Raw genomic sequence first — 14,095 nt, 5'->3', positions numbered from 1 at the left:
GCCCGGACCGGCGTGCCAAGGTGAGAGCCACCGCTCGTTCGCCGAGGTCCACGGGAGCATTGATGATCGGGATCGACAAGGTCGTCGCGTCGCCGGCCGCAGCCGTGGCCGACCTGCCCGACGGCGCGAGCGTCGCCGTCGGCGGGTTCGGCCTGTGCGGCAACCCCATCGCCCTCATCGAGGCGGTGCTCGCGCGCGGCACGCGCGACCTGGAGGTCGTGAGCAACAACTGCGGCGTCGACGACTGGGGCCTGGGGCTGCTCCTGCACGCGGGGCGGATCCGCCGGATGGTCGCGTCGTACGTCGGCGAGAACAAGGAGTTCGGTCGCCAGTTCCTCGCGGGCGAGCTCGAGCTCGAGCTCGTGCCGCAGGGCACCCTCGCCGAGAAGCTGCGCGCCGGCGGGTCGGGCATCGCGGCGTTCTGGACCCAGACGGGCGTCGGCACGCAGGTCGCCGAGGGCGGGCTGCCGCTGCGCTACGACGGCCGCGGCGGCGTCGCGCTGGCCTCCGCGGCGAAGGAGGTGCGAATGTTCACCGTGCGCGGGGCCGCCCGCGAGCACGTGCTCGAGGAGGCGATCACGACTGACTTCGCGCTCGTGCACGCCGAGCGCGGCGACCGGTACGGCAACCTCGTCTTCCACCGCTCGGCGCGCAACTTCTCGCCGCTCGCCGCGATGGCGGGCCGGGTCACGATCGCGCAGGTCGAGCGGCTCGTCGAGCCCGGCGAGCTCGATCCCGACGAGATCCACCTGCCCGGCGTGTACGTGCATCGCGTCGTCGAGGTCGGCTCGGACGTGCCCAAGCGCATCGAGAAGCTCCGGGTGCGCCCGGACTCCGACCGGGGCCCGGCCTGATGGCCCGCACCCGGGACGAGATGGCCGCGCGCGCTGCGCTTGAGCTGGTCGACGGCTCGTACGTGAACCTCGGCATCGGGCTGCCGACGCTCGTCTCGAACCACGTGCCCGCGGGGTTCACCGTGATGCTGCACTCCGAGAACGGGATCCTCGGCGTCGGGCCGTACCCGCGCGCCGCCGAGGTCGACCCGGACCTGGTCAACGCGAGCAAGGAGTCGGTGACCGTGGTGCCGGGCGCCGCGCTGTTCGACTCCGCGACGAGCTTCGCGATGATCCGAGCCGGCAAGATCGAGACCGCGATCCTCGGCGGGATGCAGGTCTCGGCCACGGGGGACCTGGCCAACTGGATGGTGCCCGGCCGGCTCGTCAAGGGCCCGGGCGGGGCGATGGACCTGGTCCACGGCGCCGCGCGCGTGATCGTCCTGATGGAGCACCGCGCCAAGGACGGTTCCCCCAAGATCCTCGAGCGGTGCACCTTCCCGCTCACCGGGCGTGGCGTCGTGCACCGGATCATCACCGACCTCGCGGTCATCGACGTGACGCCGCGCGGCCTGGCGCTGCGCGAGCTCGCCCCTGGCGTGACGGTTGCGCAGGTGCGGGCCGCCACGGCGGCGGCGCTCGAGGTGCCCGCGGAGCTCGCGGACCGGTAGGCGCGACCACCACGGTGGGCGGCCGTGTGGGCGGGCCTGGCTACCGTCGCGGGCATGAAGATCGACTGTGGCACCTGCACCGCGCGCGGACCGGGATGTGCCGACTGCGTGGTGACGTTCCTGACGATCGGCACGCGTGCCGACCTCGACGACGGCGAGCAGGCGGCGATCGCCGTGCTCGCGGCCTCGGGGCTCGTGCCACCGCTGCGGCTCGCCCCCGGCGAGCGCGCCGGCTGAACGCCGGCGCGCCCTCGAACTACTCGCCGGGGCCGTTCGACGTCGGGCCGCCGTAGAGCGCGTCGATCTCGCCCGAGAAGTCCTTGAGCACCTGCGACCGGCGCACGCTGAGCTTGGGGGTCAGGTAGCCGTTGGCGATCGTCAGGTCGCCGTCGAGGATCCGGTACTTGCGGATCGACTCCGCACGGGAGACGGCCTCGTTCGTCTTCTCGACCGCCCGGTCGATCGACGCGAGCACCGCCGGGTTCGCGGCCGCCTCGGCAGCGCTCATCGCGGGATGGCCGTGGGCCGAGAGCCAGCCGGGCAGGCTATCGGCGTCGAGCGTGAGCAGCGCGCCGATGAACGGACGCTGATCGCCGACGACGACGACCTGGCTCACGAGCGGGTGCCCGCGCAGGCGGTCCTCGAGCGCGGCGGGCGCGACGTTCTTGCCGCCGGCCGTCACGATGATCTCCTTCTTGCGCCCCGTGATCCGCAGGAAGCCGTCGTCGTCGAGCGCGCCCAGGTCGCCGGTGCGGAACCAGCCGTCGTTGAACGCCTCGGCGGTCGCCGCCGGGTTGCGGTGGTAGGCCCGGAAGACGTGCGGGCCCTTGACCTCGACCTCGCCGTCCGCGGCGATGCGGATCGACCCGCCCGGCAGGGGCGGTCCGACGGTCCCGATCTTGGTCTGGTCGGGCGTGTTGACCGTCGACGGCGCGGTCGTCTCGGTCAGGCCGTAGCCCTCGAGGACCTTGAGGCCGAGCCCCCGGTAGAAGTGGCCGAGCCGCTCGCCGAGCGGCGCTCCGCCCGAGATCGCCCACTCGACGCGCCCGCCGAGGGCCGCCCGCAGCTTCGACAGCACGAGCACGTCGGCGACCTTGTGCTGCACCCGCAGCCACGGGCTCGGCCCGCGCGGGGTGTCGAGCGCGCGCGAGTAGACGATCGCGGTCTTCGCGGCGCGCTGGAAGATCGCGCCCTTGCCGCCGGCGACGGCCTTCTGCTCGGCGGAGTTGTAGACCTTCTCGAACACGCGCGGGACGGACAGGATGAACGTCGGCTGGAAGGACGCGAGGTCAGCGAGCAGGTTCTTCGCGTCCGGGGTGTGGCCGAGCACGCAGCCGGCCGGGATGCAGAGCACCTCGATGAACCGCGCGAACACGTGGGCGAGCGGCATGAACAGCAGGGTGCGCGCGCCGGGGGTCGCCACGACGGGGTTCAGGCCCTCGACCGCGTTGACCGTGAGCACGTAGAAGTTCTCGTGCGTGAGCTCGACGCCCTTGGGGCGGCCCGTCGTGCCGGAGGTGTAGATGATCGTCGCGACGTCACCGAGCGCGGCGAGCCCGCGCCGGCGACCGATCTCGTCGGCGCCCACCGCGGGGCCGGCGCTCACGAGCGCCTCGATCGCGCCGTCGTCGAGCACGAGCACCTCGCGCAGCGCGGGCAGGTCGCCGCGCACCTGGGCCACGGTCGCCGCGTGCTGCGCCGTCTCGACGACCACGAGCGAGACCTCGGCGTCGGTGAGGATCCACAGCACCTGCTCGGCCGACGACGTCTCGTACACCGGCACCGGAACCGCGCCGGCGGCCCAGACGGCCCAGTCGAGCAGGGTCCACTCGTACCGGGTACGCGACATGATCCCGACGCGATCGCCCGGCTCGACGCCGCGCGCGACCAGGCCCTGCGCGACCGAGACGACCTCGGCGTCGAACTCGCGCGCGGACATGGGGATCCAGGTTCCCGTGCCCTCGTCCTTGATCTCGATGACGGTCCCGTCGGGCTTCGCCGCGACGCGCGCCGCGAAGAGGTCGTTCAGGTTCTTCGACGGGTCGACGTCGACGAGCTGGGGCGTGCGGAACTCATCCATGCTGGCTCCATTGGCAGGCGACGGCGATGCCTCGACGATACGGGACGTCCGGTCCGGGTGCAGGGCATCTGGCGCGGCTAACGTTCGGCGTGGACCTGGGTAGCCTTCCCACGAACTGACGCATCCATTCCTGCCGCCGCGTTTCGCAGCCACGGCAGACAGCGCACACCGAAGGACGGACATGCATGCGATCGGCGTAGACATCGGCGGGACGAAGATCGCGGCTGGTGTCGTCGACGAGGACGGGAACATCCTCGCCCGGACCCGACGCGTCACGGAGCCGGACGACGCCGCGAGCATCGACCGCGCGGTCTGCGAGGTCTACGTCGAGCTCTCGGAGCAGTTCGAGGTGGGCGCGATCGGGGTCGCCGCCGCGGGCTTCGTCAACGCCGAGCGGTCCACGGTGTTGTTCGCGCCGAACATCGCCTGGCGCGACTACCCCCTGCAGGAGAACGTGCGGGCGCTGCTGAAGTCCGACATCCGCGTCGTTGTCGAGAACGACGCCAACGCCGCGGGCTGGGCCGAGTTCCGGTTCGGCGCCGGGCGCGACGTGAAGGACATGCTTCTGCTCACGGTGGGCACCGGCCTCGGCGGCGCGATCGTCGTCGGCGGCAACCTCGTGCGCGGGGCGTGGGGCGTCGCGGCGGAGGTCGGGCACATGCGGGTCGTCCCGCACGGCCATATCTGCGGGTGCGGCAACGAGGGCTGCTGGGAGCAGTACGCGTCCGGCAGTGCGCTGGTGCGCGACGCGCAGGCCGCGATGGTCAAGCACCCCGAGCGGGCGGTCACGCTCCTCGGGCTCGCGGGCGGCGAGGTCTCCGGGCTTCGCGGGCCCCACATCACCATGGCCGCCAAGCTGGGCGACCCGCTGGCCACCGAGCTCCTCGCCGAGCTGGGCCGGTGGATCGGGGAGGGCTCGGCCTCCGTCGCCGCGCTGCTCGACCCCGCGGTCGTCGTGATCGGCGGCGGCGTCGGCGCGGCCGACGAGCTGCTGCTCGGTCCCGCGCGGTACGCGTACGCCCACAGCCTGTCGGCGCGCGGCTACCGCCCGTTCGCGGAGTTCAAGGTCGCCTCGATGGGCAACGACGCGGGGATCGTCGGCGCGGCCGACCTCGCGCGCATCTGACGCCGCGCGGCTCTGACGCCGCGCCCGTCCGACGCCGCGGCCCGCGAGGGTCAGACGACGGCGCCGGGCCCGTCCGCGCCGTCGCGGCTGTGGGGCAGGCGCCAGGCCAGGAGCATGCAGCACAGCGCGAACACCACGCCGGCGGCCTGCAGGAGGATGGTCGGCGCGTCGCGCCACACGATGATCACCACGAGCAGCGCGACGGGGATCCCGGCGGCGCCGATCCACGCCATCGTCAGCAGCGGGTCGCCGCCGAAGATCGGCCCGGGGTCGGGCGGGACGTAGTGCTCCTGGTCGTCGACCTCCGACTCGGCGGCGTCGTACTGCGCGGTGCCGTCCCAGTCCCGGCCGGACAGCTCGCGCGGGGCGGCAGCGGGCGGCGGGACCGGCCCCCGCGGCGCGACCGGGTAGGTTACGGGCGGACCCGCAGCACCGGCGGGGTCCGCGCCTGGCGCGGATTCCACCGCGACATCGAGCTCACCGAGCTCGGCGACGATCGCTTTCCACCGTTCGGCGAGCTCGTCGCTCGAGGCGCGATCGGCGTCGTCGGGCGTCGGGCCGGGGCCGTCGTGACGTGCGGTCATAGGGAGCACTCTAGAGTCGGATGAGGCGGTGCGCGGATTTCCCGCGAAGCCGCTCGAGGAGGCTGGGTTGTTTTACTGGTTCTTGAAGCGGGTGGTCTTCGGCCCGGTTCTGAAGGTGCTGTTCCGGCCCTGGGTGCGGGGGATCGAGAACGTCCCCGCCGAGGGCGGGGCGATCCTGGCGTCCAACCACCTCGCCGTCGTCGACTCCTTCTTCCTGCCGCTGGAGCTCAGCCGCGAGATCGTCTTCATCGGCAAGTCCGACTACTTCACCGGCGTGGGGCTGAAGGGGCGGATGATCGCCGGCTTCATGCGCGGCGTCGGCACGATCCCGGTCGACCGTGCCGGTGGCCGCGCGAGCGAGGCCGCGCTGCGCACCGGGCTGCGCCGCCTGCGCGACGGCAAGCTCTTCGGCATCTATCCCGAGGGCACCCGCAGCCCCGACGGCCGGTTGTACCGCGGCAAGACGGGCGTCGCCCGGCTCGCGCTCGAGTCCGGCGCCCCGGTCATCCCGATCGCGATGATCGACACGGACAAGGCCCAGCCGATCGGGCAGCGGCTGCCGCGCCCCACCCGGATCGGCATCGTCGTCGGCGAGCCGCTCGACTTCAGCCGCTACGCCGGCATGGAGAACGACCGGTTCATCCTGCGCTCGGTCACGGACGAGATCATGTACGCCCTCATGAGCCTGTCCGGCCAGGAGTACGTCGACGTGTACGCGGCGACCCAGAAGGCGCGCATCGCCGCCGGCAACGCCGAGCAGCCGGCCGGCGGGCCGGGCGGCGGGGCGGCGCCCGGCGGCCGTCCGGTGCCCGAGGTCCAGGTGCCGGTCGCTCCCGAGGACGACGCCGAGCCGTCAGTAGGATGATCGCGTCGCCGCAGGTCCCGTGACCGGCGGCAGAAACTCCAACGAGAGGTGTGTTCCATGTCGGTTCGTCGCGTCGCGCTCCTGACCGCCGGAGGCTTCGCCCCGTGCCTGTCCTCCGCCGTCGGAGGACTCATCGAGCGGTACACGGAGCTGGATCCCGAGATCGAGATCATCGCCTACCAGCACGGGTACCACGGCCTGCTCACCGGCACCAAGATCGTCGTCGACGACGAGACGCGCGCCAAGGCCGGCCTGTTGCACCGCTTCGGCGGGTCCCCGATCGGCAACTCGCGCGTCAAGCTCTCGAACGCGGCCGACCTCGTCAAGCGCGGCCTCGTCGCCGAGGGCCAGAACCCCCTGCAGGTCGCGGCCGAACAGCTCAAGGCCGACGGCGTCGACGTGCTGCACACGATCGGCGGCGACGACACGAACCTCACGGCGGCCGAGCTCGCGGCGTACCTCGAGGAGCACGGCTACCCGCTCACGGTCGTGGGCCTGCCGAAGACCATCGATAACGACGTCGTGCCGATCAAGCAGTCGCTCGGCGCGTGGACCGCGGCGGAGCAGACCTCCCAGTTCGCCCAGAACATCATCGGCGAGCACCGCTCGGGCCCGCGCATGCTCATCGTGCACGAGGTCATGGGCCGGCACTGCGGCTGGCTCACCGCGGCTGCGGCGGCGTCGTACCGCACGTGGCTCGGGACCCAGGAGTGGGTGCCCGGCATCGGCCTGACCCAGGAGCGCTGGGACATCCACGCGGTGTTCCTGCCCGAGCTCGCGATCGACATCGCCGGCGAGGCGAAGCGCCTGCGCACGATCATGGACGAGGTCGGCAACGTCAACATCTTCCTGTCCGAGGGCGCCGGCACGCACGAGATCGTCGAGCAGCTCGAGGCGTCGGGGCAGCAGGTGCTGCGGGACGCGTTCGGCCACGTGCGCCTGGACACGATCAACCCAGGCGCCTGGTTCGCCAAGCAGTTCGCCGAGCTGCTCGGCGCGGAGAAGGTCATGGTGCAGAAGAGCGGCTACTACTCGCGCGCCGCGGCCGCCAACGCCGAGGACCTGCGCCTGATCAAGTCGATGACCGACCTCGCGGTCGAGTGCGCGCTCAAGGGCACCTCGGGCGTCATCGGGCACGACGAGGAGGACGGCGACCGGCTCAAGGCGATCGCGTTCGGGCGGATCGCCGGCGGCAAGGCGTTCGACGTCTCGCAGCCCTGGTTTGGCGCGCTCCTGGCCGACATCGGGCAGCAGCTCGTCCCGGCGAAGCCGTGACGTTCGCGCCGGACGTGGCGGCCGTCGCGCCGCAGCCGCACGTGCTTGCCGGGCTCGACCGGTGGCGCGACCTGCCCCTGACCCAGCAGCCGACGTGGCCGGACCTCGACCACGTCGCCCGGGTGACCGAGCGGCTCGCGACCCTGCCCCCGCTCGTGTTTGCGGGGGAGGCCGACGTGCTCAAGGCGCGCCTGGCGGCCGCCGGGCGCGGCGAGGCGTTCCTGCTCCAGGGCGGCGACTGCGCCGAGACGTTCGTCGACGCGACCGCCGACAACATCCGCAACAAGATCAAGACGATCCTGCAGATGGCCGTCGTGCTCACCTACGGTGCGAGCCTGCCGGTGATCAAGATGGGGCGCATGGCCGGGCAGTACGCGAAGCCCCGCAGCTCCAACGACGAGACGCGCGGCGACGTGACGCTCCCGGCGTACCGCGGCGACATCATCAACGGCCACGACTACACGCCGAAGGCCCGGATCCCGGACCCCGACCGGCTGCTCGAGGCGTACCACACGTCGGCGTCGACGCTGAACCTGCTGCGCGCGTTCACGACCGGCGGGTTCGCGGACCTGCGGCGCGTGCACGAGTGGAACCGCGGGTTCATGGCGAACCCGTCCTACGCGCGCTACGAGGAGACCGCGGCGGAGATCGACCGCGCGATCCGGTTCATGGCGGCGTGCGGCGCGGACTTCGACGCGCTGCGCACGGTCGAGTTCTTTTCGAGCCACGAGGCGCTGCTGCTCGACTACGAGCGCCCGCTCACGCGCATCGACTCGCGGACCGGCCTGCCCTACGACTGCTCGGCGCACTTCCTGTGGATCGGGGAGCGCACGCGGCAGATCGACGGCGCGCACGTCGACTTCCTGTCGCGGGTGCGCAACCCGATCGGCGTCAAGCTCGGCCCCACCACGACCGCCGACGAGGCGCTCGCGCTGATGGACAAGCTCAACCCCGCGGGCGAACCCGGGCGGCTGACGTTCATCACGCGGATGGGCGCCGGCACGATCCGCTCGGCGCTGCCCGCGCTGGTCGAGAAGGTCAGCGCGGTCGGTTCCCCCGTGACCTGGGTGTGCGACCCCATGCACGGCAACACCATCACGTCCGACTCCGGGTACAAGACGCGGCGGCTGACCGACGTGCTCGACGAGGTCCGCGGCTTCTTCGAGGTGCACCGCGCGCTGGGCACGGTGCCCGGCGGGCTGCACATCGAGCTCACGGGCGACGACGTGACCGAGGTGCTCGGCGGCAGCGAGGAGATCGACGACGCCGGCCTCGCGGTGCGCTACGAGACCCTGGTCGACCCGCGCCTGAACCACCAGCAGTCCCTGGAGATGGCCTTTCAGGTCGTCCAGCTGATGCGGGCGTAGCCAGCGCGCGCACCCGGTGGGGCAGGGGGTCTACACGACTGAGAGGGTGATCTCGGTGCCGCGGGGGACCTTGTCGCCTGCCTTGACGCTTTGGTCTCGCACCGTGTCGAAGATGCGGATGAAGAGGGCTTCCTTCTTCGGGACCATCCCGAGGTCCGTGAGGATCTGTGCCGCCTCCTTGTACTGCTTACCGAAGAGGTCGGGCACCTCGAAGAGCTCGGGCCCCTGAGAGACCACGATTGTGATCGGGTCGAGGCGGTGCCCCGCCGCGCCGGGGGCGGGGTCCTGGCTGATCACGTGACCCGCGGCGACGGTGTCGCTGAAGGCCTCGGTCACGGTGACCTTCAGGCTCTGACCCTCGAGGTCCTTCGTCGCCTGCTCCTGGCTCGCGCCGACGACGGAGCTGACCGTGAGCGGCGCGCGCCCCTGGGAGACCGTGAGGACGATCTCCGTGTCGACCTCGACGCTCGCGCCGGGCTCGGCGGACACGGCCATGACGGAGCCGACGGGCGCGGCGTCGTCGTACGGCGTCGAGGGCTCGCCGACGGTCAGGCGCGCGGCCGTGAGCGCCGCGATCGCATCATCGGAGTTCATGCCGACGAGCCCCTCGGGCACGGTCGTCATCTCGGGACCCTGCGAGACGGTCAGCTCGATGGAGCCGTCCTTGCGCACCAGGGCGCCGGGCTCGGGTTCGGTCGCGATGACCGTGCCCGCCGGCGCGGCGTCGAACGCCGGGGCGGTGGTGGTGTCCAGGCCCCGCTCGTCGAGCCGCGCGCCCGCGACCTCATGGGTCATGCCGACGACGTCGGGCACCGCGGTGTAGGCGCCGGGACCGTTGGTCAGGTACCACCACGTCCCGCCGGCAAGCAGCCCGAGGACGAGCAGGGCGAGCGCAGCCCAGCGCAGCCGGCGCCGGCGCCGCGCGGGTGCCGTCGCGGAGTGCTCGGCTGCCGCGGCCTCGTCGGGCGTCCGGATCCCCGTGCCGATCGGCAGGGCGATGGTGCGGCCCTCGGCGGCGACGTCGATGCGCGTCGTCGCGCCCGAGTCCATCGGGTCGGGCGCGTCCTGGCCGCCGGGGTCCGACTCCTGGTCGGTGCTCGGGTCGGCGGACTCCGGGTCGACGGTCGCCGGGTGCAGCGTGATCGTGGGCGCGACGTCGGCGTGCCGCGCCAGGGTCGTCTCGTCCATGGCCGCATGGGTGCGCCGCACGAGCTCGAGCGCGGCGCCGGCGTCGACCGGGCGGTCGTCCGGCTCGCGCGCGGCCAGCGCTCGCACGAGGTCGTCGACCTCCTGGGGCAGCCAGTCGACGGCGTCCGACGGCGCGGGGATGTCGGAGTTCACGTGCAGGAACGCGACCTGGATGGGCGTGGACCCGGTGTACGGCTGCCGGCCGGTGAGCATCTCGTAGAGCATGATGCCGGCGGCGTAGACGTCGGTGCGCGCGTCCGACTCACCTTTGGCGACTAGCTCGGGGCCGAGGTAGGCGACGGTGCCGAGCACGGTGCCCGTCGTCGTCGACGTGATCTCGGTGACGGCCCGGGCGAGCCCGAAGTCCGTGAGCTTGATGCGCCCGTCGGTCGCGATGAGCACGTTCTCGGGCTTGATGTCGCGGTGCACGAGGCCGGTGCGGTGCGCCGCGCCGAGGCCGTCCAGCACCCGCTCCAGGATCGCGAAGGACTCCTCGACGCTCAGGGCGCCGCGTTCGCCGAGGTGGCGGCGCAGGTTGACGCCGTCCACGTACTCCATCGTGAGGTAGCTCGTCTCGCCGTCGACGCCTTGGTCGAGCACGCCGACGAGCGCGGGGTGGGTCAGGCGGGCCGACGCCCGGGCCTCGCGCCGGAACCGCGCGACGAAGGCCGAGCCCGCGGCGCCCTCGGCCAGGTGCGGGTGCATGACCTTGAGCGCGACCTCGCGCTCGAGGCGGCGGTCGATGGCGAGGTAGACCGTCGCCATCCCGCCGCGGGCGATCCGGGAGACGACTTCGTATCGCCCGTCGACCAGGCGGCCGACGAGCGGGTCGGTGATAGTGGCTCCCACGAGGGTCATCCTACGGGCGGGACCCCTCGGAACCGGTCAGCGGTAGCGCGCCATGTGGGTCTGAATGTTGGCGACGTACACCCGCGTGTCCGCGAACATGCCGTTGCGCCGGACCGACGAGGCGCCCTGGTAGTAGCTGGCGATCGCCGTCGGCAGGTCGGCGCTAGTGCGCTGGAGCTGGCGCAGCAGGGCGACGCCGGCCGTGACGTTGTCCTGCGGGTCGAGCAGGTTCAGGTGCCGGCCGACGAGGTCGGAGGCCCACTCGCCCGAGCTCGGGATGACCTGCATCGTGCCGATGGCGTTCGCGGGGGAGACGGCCGACTGGTTGAAGCCGGACTCCTGGAACGCGATTGCCTGGGCGAGCGCCGGGTCGACGCCGAGTTCGCGCGCCGTCGCGACGACCATGGCCTGCATCTGCGCCTTGGACGGGACGCCCAGGCTCAGGAGCGTGGCCTTGTTGGCGTTCGCCGACGCGACGACAGCCTCGGGGTAGGTCCGCCCCCCGAAGGTGTTCCCGACGAGGGCGGTGGTGGCGGGTGCGGCGGCCGCGCCCGAGACCTTGAGCTGCTGCCCGATCCGGACGAACGCCCGGGCGTCGAGGCCGTTGGCCGAGACGATTGCCGCGACCGTCGTGCCGTACCGCTTGGCGATCGCCGAGACGGTCTCGCCTGAGGTAACGGTGTGCGTCGTGGCCGAGGCCGCCGCGGCGACCGGGGCGGAGGTCGCGGTGGCGGCGGGTGCGGAGCCGCCGATGCGCAGGGTCTGGCCCACCCGGATGAATGCGCGGGAGTCGAGCCCGTTGGCCGCGACGATCGCGGCCACGGACGTGCCGAACGACGCCGCGATGCCGGAGACGGTCTCGCCCGACGTCACGGTATGGGTCGCGCCGGTCGAGGCCGCGGTCGCGGTCGCGGCGGGGGCGGCGGCTGCCGCGGTCGCGCCCGAACCCGGGATGGTCAGCTGCTGGCCGACCCGGATGAACGCGCGGGAGTCGAGCCCGTTCGCCGCGACGATCGCGGCGACGGAGGTACCCGCGCGGGCGGCGATCGCGGAGACCGTCTCGCCGGAGACGACCGTGTGCGTCGCGCTGGCGGGGGCGGCCGCGGCGGCGGGCGCGGCGGCCGCGGCGGAGCCGGTCGGGATCGTCAGCTGCTGGCCGATGCGGATCTTGGCGACGTTGCCGAGGCTGTTCGCGCGGGCGATCGCCGCCACCGAGGTCCCGGAGCGGGCCGCGATGTGGCTCACGGTGTCGCCGCTGCGCACGGTGTACTGCTCGTCGGCCTGCGCGGCGCCGGCGGCGCCGACCGACGCGACCGCGAGCACGAGCGTGGCTCCGGTTCCGGTGACGACCCGGCGGCGGATGCGGCTGCCGGCCGAGGTCGCGGCGCTCGCGGGCTGCGCGTCATCGAGCCGCCCATAGGCGATCGGCACTGCGGTGGCGTGCTGCGTCATGGTGGAACCCCGTGTGACGTGAGTGATGGATGGTGCTCATGTGTCTGATGTGACTGGTGTGACTGCGACCGTACTTGCTTTTCGCGGCGGTCCGAAAGCCGGGGCACTGAATTCCCATCGTGTAATTCGCCTTTGCCCGGGTCAGAACAGGGGTTTGTCCTGATCTCGACCACACCGGCGAGTTGCGTAGGCTGTGCGGCGTGACGGACACCTCAGCACTTGATTCCCTGGTCGACGAGTGGCTCACCGTGCCCGACGTCGCCTACCGGCTCGGCCTCGACGCGGGCAAGGTGCGACGCCTGGTCCAGGAGGGCCGAATTGTCGGCGTGCGCCGCGGAAATCCCCGCGTGGTGTCGATTCCCGGGGCGTTCCTCGTGCCGGAATACCTGGAGAATCCCGCGAACTCGACGCGCAACCGGCCCGAGAACGCGGCCGGCGACGGCGAGCCGGCGGCCAAGTGGGCCGTGCTCGCGTCACTCATGGGCACGTTCACCCTGCTGCGCGATGCGGGGTTCGACGACGCCGAGGCCATCGGGTGGCTGTTCAGCCCCGACGAGACGCTGCAGATGACCCCGATCGAGGCGCTGCGCACCGGGCACAAGACCGCGGTGCGTCGCATCGCCCAGACCCTGCTCTAGCGGACCCTGCCCGCCGTTCGCGGGCGGTGGGCGCCGAGCCCGAGCTCAGGCCCGACGGTCGATCGCGGCCTCGCCGAGGGCGACCAGCATGCCGGCGCCGGGCTCGGCGAGCCCCGAGACGGCCAGCGCGCTGAACGCCGACGCGGACAGCTCGGCGATGAGCCCCTCCACCTGCTGCGGCGCGCCCGAGCTCGCGATCGCCCGCGCGGTGATCGCGACGTCGTCGGCGGACAGGTCGCGGACGCCGAGCTGCGCGCGCAGGACGGCGCGCTGGGCGTCGTTGCCGCTCGCCATGGCGCGCGCCACGAGCACGGTGCGCTTGCCTTCGCGAAGGTCGTCGCCGGCGGGCTTGCCCGTCGTGCTCGGGTCCCCGAAGACCCCCAGCAGGTCGTCGCGCAGCTGGAACGCCTCGCCGAGCGGGAGGCCGAACTCGGAGCACGCGGCCCGGGCCGCGTCGCCGGCGCCCGCCAGGGCCGCCCCGAGCACGATCGGGTGCTCGACGCTGTAGCGCGCGGACTTCGCCCGGATCACCTCGCGGGCCCGGGCCTCGTCGGCGGCCGGGTCGACGCCCCAGGGCAGCGCCTGCGCGAGCACGTCCAGGTACTGCCCGACCGTCACCTCGGTGCGCATCAGGTCGAAGACGCCGCGGGCGACGCGTGCGGCGTCGACCGGAACCCCGACGAGGGCGTCGTGGAACTCCGCGTCGCTCGCGACGAGCGCCAGGTCGCCGAGCAGGATCGCCGCGGCGTCGCCGAACCGGCGCGGCTCGCCGGTCCACCCGGACCGCGCATGCAGATCGGCGAATGTGCGGTGGGCGGCGGGGTGGCCGCGCCGGGTGTCGGAGTCGTCCATGACGTCGTCGTGCAGGAGCGCCGCCGCCTGGAACAGCTCGAGCGCCGCCCCGACCCGCAGCACGGCGGCCGCAGCGGGGGAGTCCCGCTGCCCGCCGTGCGCGCGCCAGGACCAGTAGCAGAACGCGGCGCGCAGGCGTTTGCCGCCGGACAGGATCTGCTCGACCGCGTCGGAGAGCGCGGCGGTGTCCGCCCCGATGCCGGCCAGGACGCGGCGCTGGGCCGCGACGTGCTCCGCGAGCAGCAGGTCGACGCGGAGCCTGACGTCCTCGACGTCGACGGGAGCCGTGCGCGAGTCAGTCACGGGGGCAGCCTA

The 14,095-nt window shown here is 72.8% G+C and carries 13 protein-coding genes; 8 read left to right on the top strand and 5 right to left on the bottom strand.

Annotation, left to right across the window (positions count from 1 at the left end; translation table 11 throughout):
• Positions 1-62 precede the first annotated feature (62 nt).
• From J4E96_RS13420 to J4E96_RS13410, 3 genes are read left to right on the top strand one after another with little or no spacing between them, the layout of a single operon-like run.
• Positions 63-854 (top strand): CoA transferase subunit A, encoded by a 792-nt coding sequence (locus tag J4E96_RS13420; protein ID WP_227422599.1) that lies wholly within the window; start codon positions 63-65, stop codon positions 852-854.
• Positions 854-1,504, top strand: coding sequence for a 3-oxoacid CoA-transferase subunit B (locus J4E96_RS13415; RefSeq protein WP_227422598.1), 651 nt, complete (start codon positions 854-856; stop codon positions 1,502-1,504). Before J4E96_RS13420 ends, J4E96_RS13415 begins: the two co-directional genes overlap by 1 nt.
• A 54-nt stretch (positions 1,505-1,558) precedes the next feature.
• On the top strand, positions 1,559-1,741 hold the full coding sequence (locus tag J4E96_RS13410; RefSeq protein WP_227422597.1) for a hypothetical protein: 183 nt from the start codon (positions 1,559-1,561) through the stop codon (positions 1,739-1,741).
• 19 nt (positions 1,742-1,760) lie between these two features.
• On the opposite strand, the gene J4E96_RS13405 is transcribed toward J4E96_RS13410, so the two are convergent.
• Entirely contained in the window at positions 1,761-3,584 is a 1,824-nt protein-coding gene (locus J4E96_RS13405) for an AMP-dependent synthetase/ligase (RefSeq protein WP_227422596.1), read from the bottom strand.
• A gap of 181 nt (positions 3,585-3,765) precedes the next feature.
• Between J4E96_RS13405 and J4E96_RS13400 the strand changes: the two genes are divergently transcribed.
• Entirely contained in the window at positions 3,766-4,710 is a 945-nt protein-coding gene (locus tag J4E96_RS13400) for an ROK family glucokinase (RefSeq protein WP_227422595.1), read from the top strand.
• Between the two features lie 50 nt (positions 4,711-4,760).
• Here the strand turns inward: J4E96_RS13400 and J4E96_RS13395 are convergent, their stop codons facing one another.
• On the bottom strand, positions 4,761-5,294 hold the full coding sequence (locus J4E96_RS13395; protein WP_227422594.1) for a hypothetical protein: 534 nt from the start codon (positions 5,292-5,294) through the stop codon (positions 4,761-4,763).
• A 67-nt stretch (positions 5,295-5,361) separates the two neighbouring features.
• Here J4E96_RS13395 and J4E96_RS13390 point away from each other — a divergent pair, with 67 nt between their 5' ends.
• Genes J4E96_RS13390 through J4E96_RS13380 form a run of 3 tightly spaced genes read left to right on the top strand, consistent with a single transcriptional unit; the run spans position 5,362 to position 8,801 of the window.
• Entirely contained in the window at positions 5,362-6,159 is a 798-nt protein-coding gene (locus J4E96_RS13390; protein WP_227422593.1) for a lysophospholipid acyltransferase family protein, read from the top strand.
• A gap of 57 nt (positions 6,160-6,216) precedes the next feature.
• Positions 6,217-7,434 (top strand): pyrophosphate--fructose-6-phosphate 1-phosphotransferase, encoded by a 1,218-nt coding sequence (locus J4E96_RS13385; protein WP_227422592.1) that lies wholly within the window; start codon positions 6,217-6,219, stop codon positions 7,432-7,434.
• Complete coding sequence (locus J4E96_RS13380; RefSeq protein ID WP_227422591.1) at positions 7,431-8,801, top strand: class II 3-deoxy-7-phosphoheptulonate synthase; 1,371 nt, start codon at positions 7,431-7,433, stop codon at positions 8,799-8,801. The genes J4E96_RS13385 and J4E96_RS13380 overlap by 4 nt, the downstream gene beginning before the upstream one ends.
• 30 nt (positions 8,802-8,831) lie before the next feature.
• Here J4E96_RS13380 and pknB read toward each other — a convergent pair whose 3' ends face one another.
• Both pknB and J4E96_RS13370 read right to left on the bottom strand, forming a co-directional pair.
• Complete coding sequence (gene pknB / locus J4E96_RS13375; RefSeq protein WP_227422590.1) at positions 8,832-10,847, bottom strand: Stk1 family PASTA domain-containing Ser/Thr kinase; 2,016 nt, start codon at positions 10,845-10,847, stop codon at positions 8,832-8,834.
• Between the two features lie 27 nt (positions 10,848-10,874).
• A complete protein-coding gene (locus J4E96_RS13370; RefSeq protein WP_227422589.1) occupies positions 10,875-12,290 on the bottom strand; it encodes a lytic transglycosylase in 1,416 nt (471 codons plus the stop codon).
• A gap of 200 nt (positions 12,291-12,490) precedes the next feature.
• Here J4E96_RS13370 and J4E96_RS13365 point away from each other — a divergent pair, with 200 nt between their 5' ends.
• Positions 12,491-12,928 carry an Rv2175c family DNA-binding protein gene (locus tag J4E96_RS13365; protein WP_227422588.1) on the top strand — a complete coding sequence of 146 codons (438 nt, stop codon included), beginning with the start codon at positions 12,491-12,493 and terminating at the stop codon, positions 12,926-12,928.
• 45 nt (positions 12,929-12,973) lie between these two features.
• Here the strand turns inward: J4E96_RS13365 and J4E96_RS13360 are convergent, their stop codons facing one another.
• Entirely contained in the window at positions 12,974-14,083 is a 1,110-nt protein-coding gene (locus J4E96_RS13360) for a polyprenyl synthetase family protein (RefSeq protein WP_227422587.1), read from the bottom strand.
• Between the last annotated feature and the right edge of the window lie 12 nt (positions 14,084-14,095).

It is taken from the genome of Pengzhenrongella sicca (assembly GCF_017569225.1).
In the GTDB taxonomy this organism is placed as follows: domain Bacteria; phylum Actinomycetota; class Actinomycetes; order Actinomycetales; family Cellulomonadaceae; genus Pengzhenrongella; species Pengzhenrongella sicca.
The sequence above is the reverse complement of the archived record's forward strand: the minus strand, read 5'-3'. Positions and strand labels throughout refer to the sequence as shown.

Excerpts from the sequence above, each read along its gene's own strand:
- J4E96_RS13415 (WP_227422598.1), top strand. The coding sequence starts at position 854 with ATGGCCCGCACCCGGGACGAGATGGCCGCGCGCGCTGCGCTTGAGCTG.
- pknB (WP_227422590.1), bottom strand. The coding sequence starts at position 10,847 with ATGACCCTCGTGGGAGCCACTATCACCGACCCGCTCGTCGGCCGCCTG.
- J4E96_RS13370 (WP_227422589.1), bottom strand. The coding sequence starts at position 12,290 with ATGACGCAGCACGCCACCGCAGTGCCGATCGCCTATGGGCGGCTCGAT.
- J4E96_RS13410 (WP_227422597.1), top strand. The coding sequence starts at position 1,559 with ATGAAGATCGACTGTGGCACCTGCACCGCGCGCGGACCGGGATGTGCC.
- J4E96_RS13405 (WP_227422596.1), bottom strand. The coding sequence starts at position 3,584 with ATGGATGAGTTCCGCACGCCCCAGCTCGTCGACGTCGACCCGTCGAAG.
- J4E96_RS13385 (WP_227422592.1), top strand. The coding sequence starts at position 6,217 with ATGTCGGTTCGTCGCGTCGCGCTCCTGACCGCCGGAGGCTTCGCCCCG.
- J4E96_RS13395 (WP_227422594.1), bottom strand. The coding sequence starts at position 5,294 with ATGACCGCACGTCACGACGGCCCCGGCCCGACGCCCGACGACGCCGAT.
- J4E96_RS13420 (WP_227422599.1), top strand. The coding sequence starts at position 63 with ATGATCGGGATCGACAAGGTCGTCGCGTCGCCGGCCGCAGCCGTGGCC.
- J4E96_RS13400 (WP_227422595.1), top strand. The coding sequence starts at position 3,766 with ATGCATGCGATCGGCGTAGACATCGGCGGGACGAAGATCGCGGCTGGT.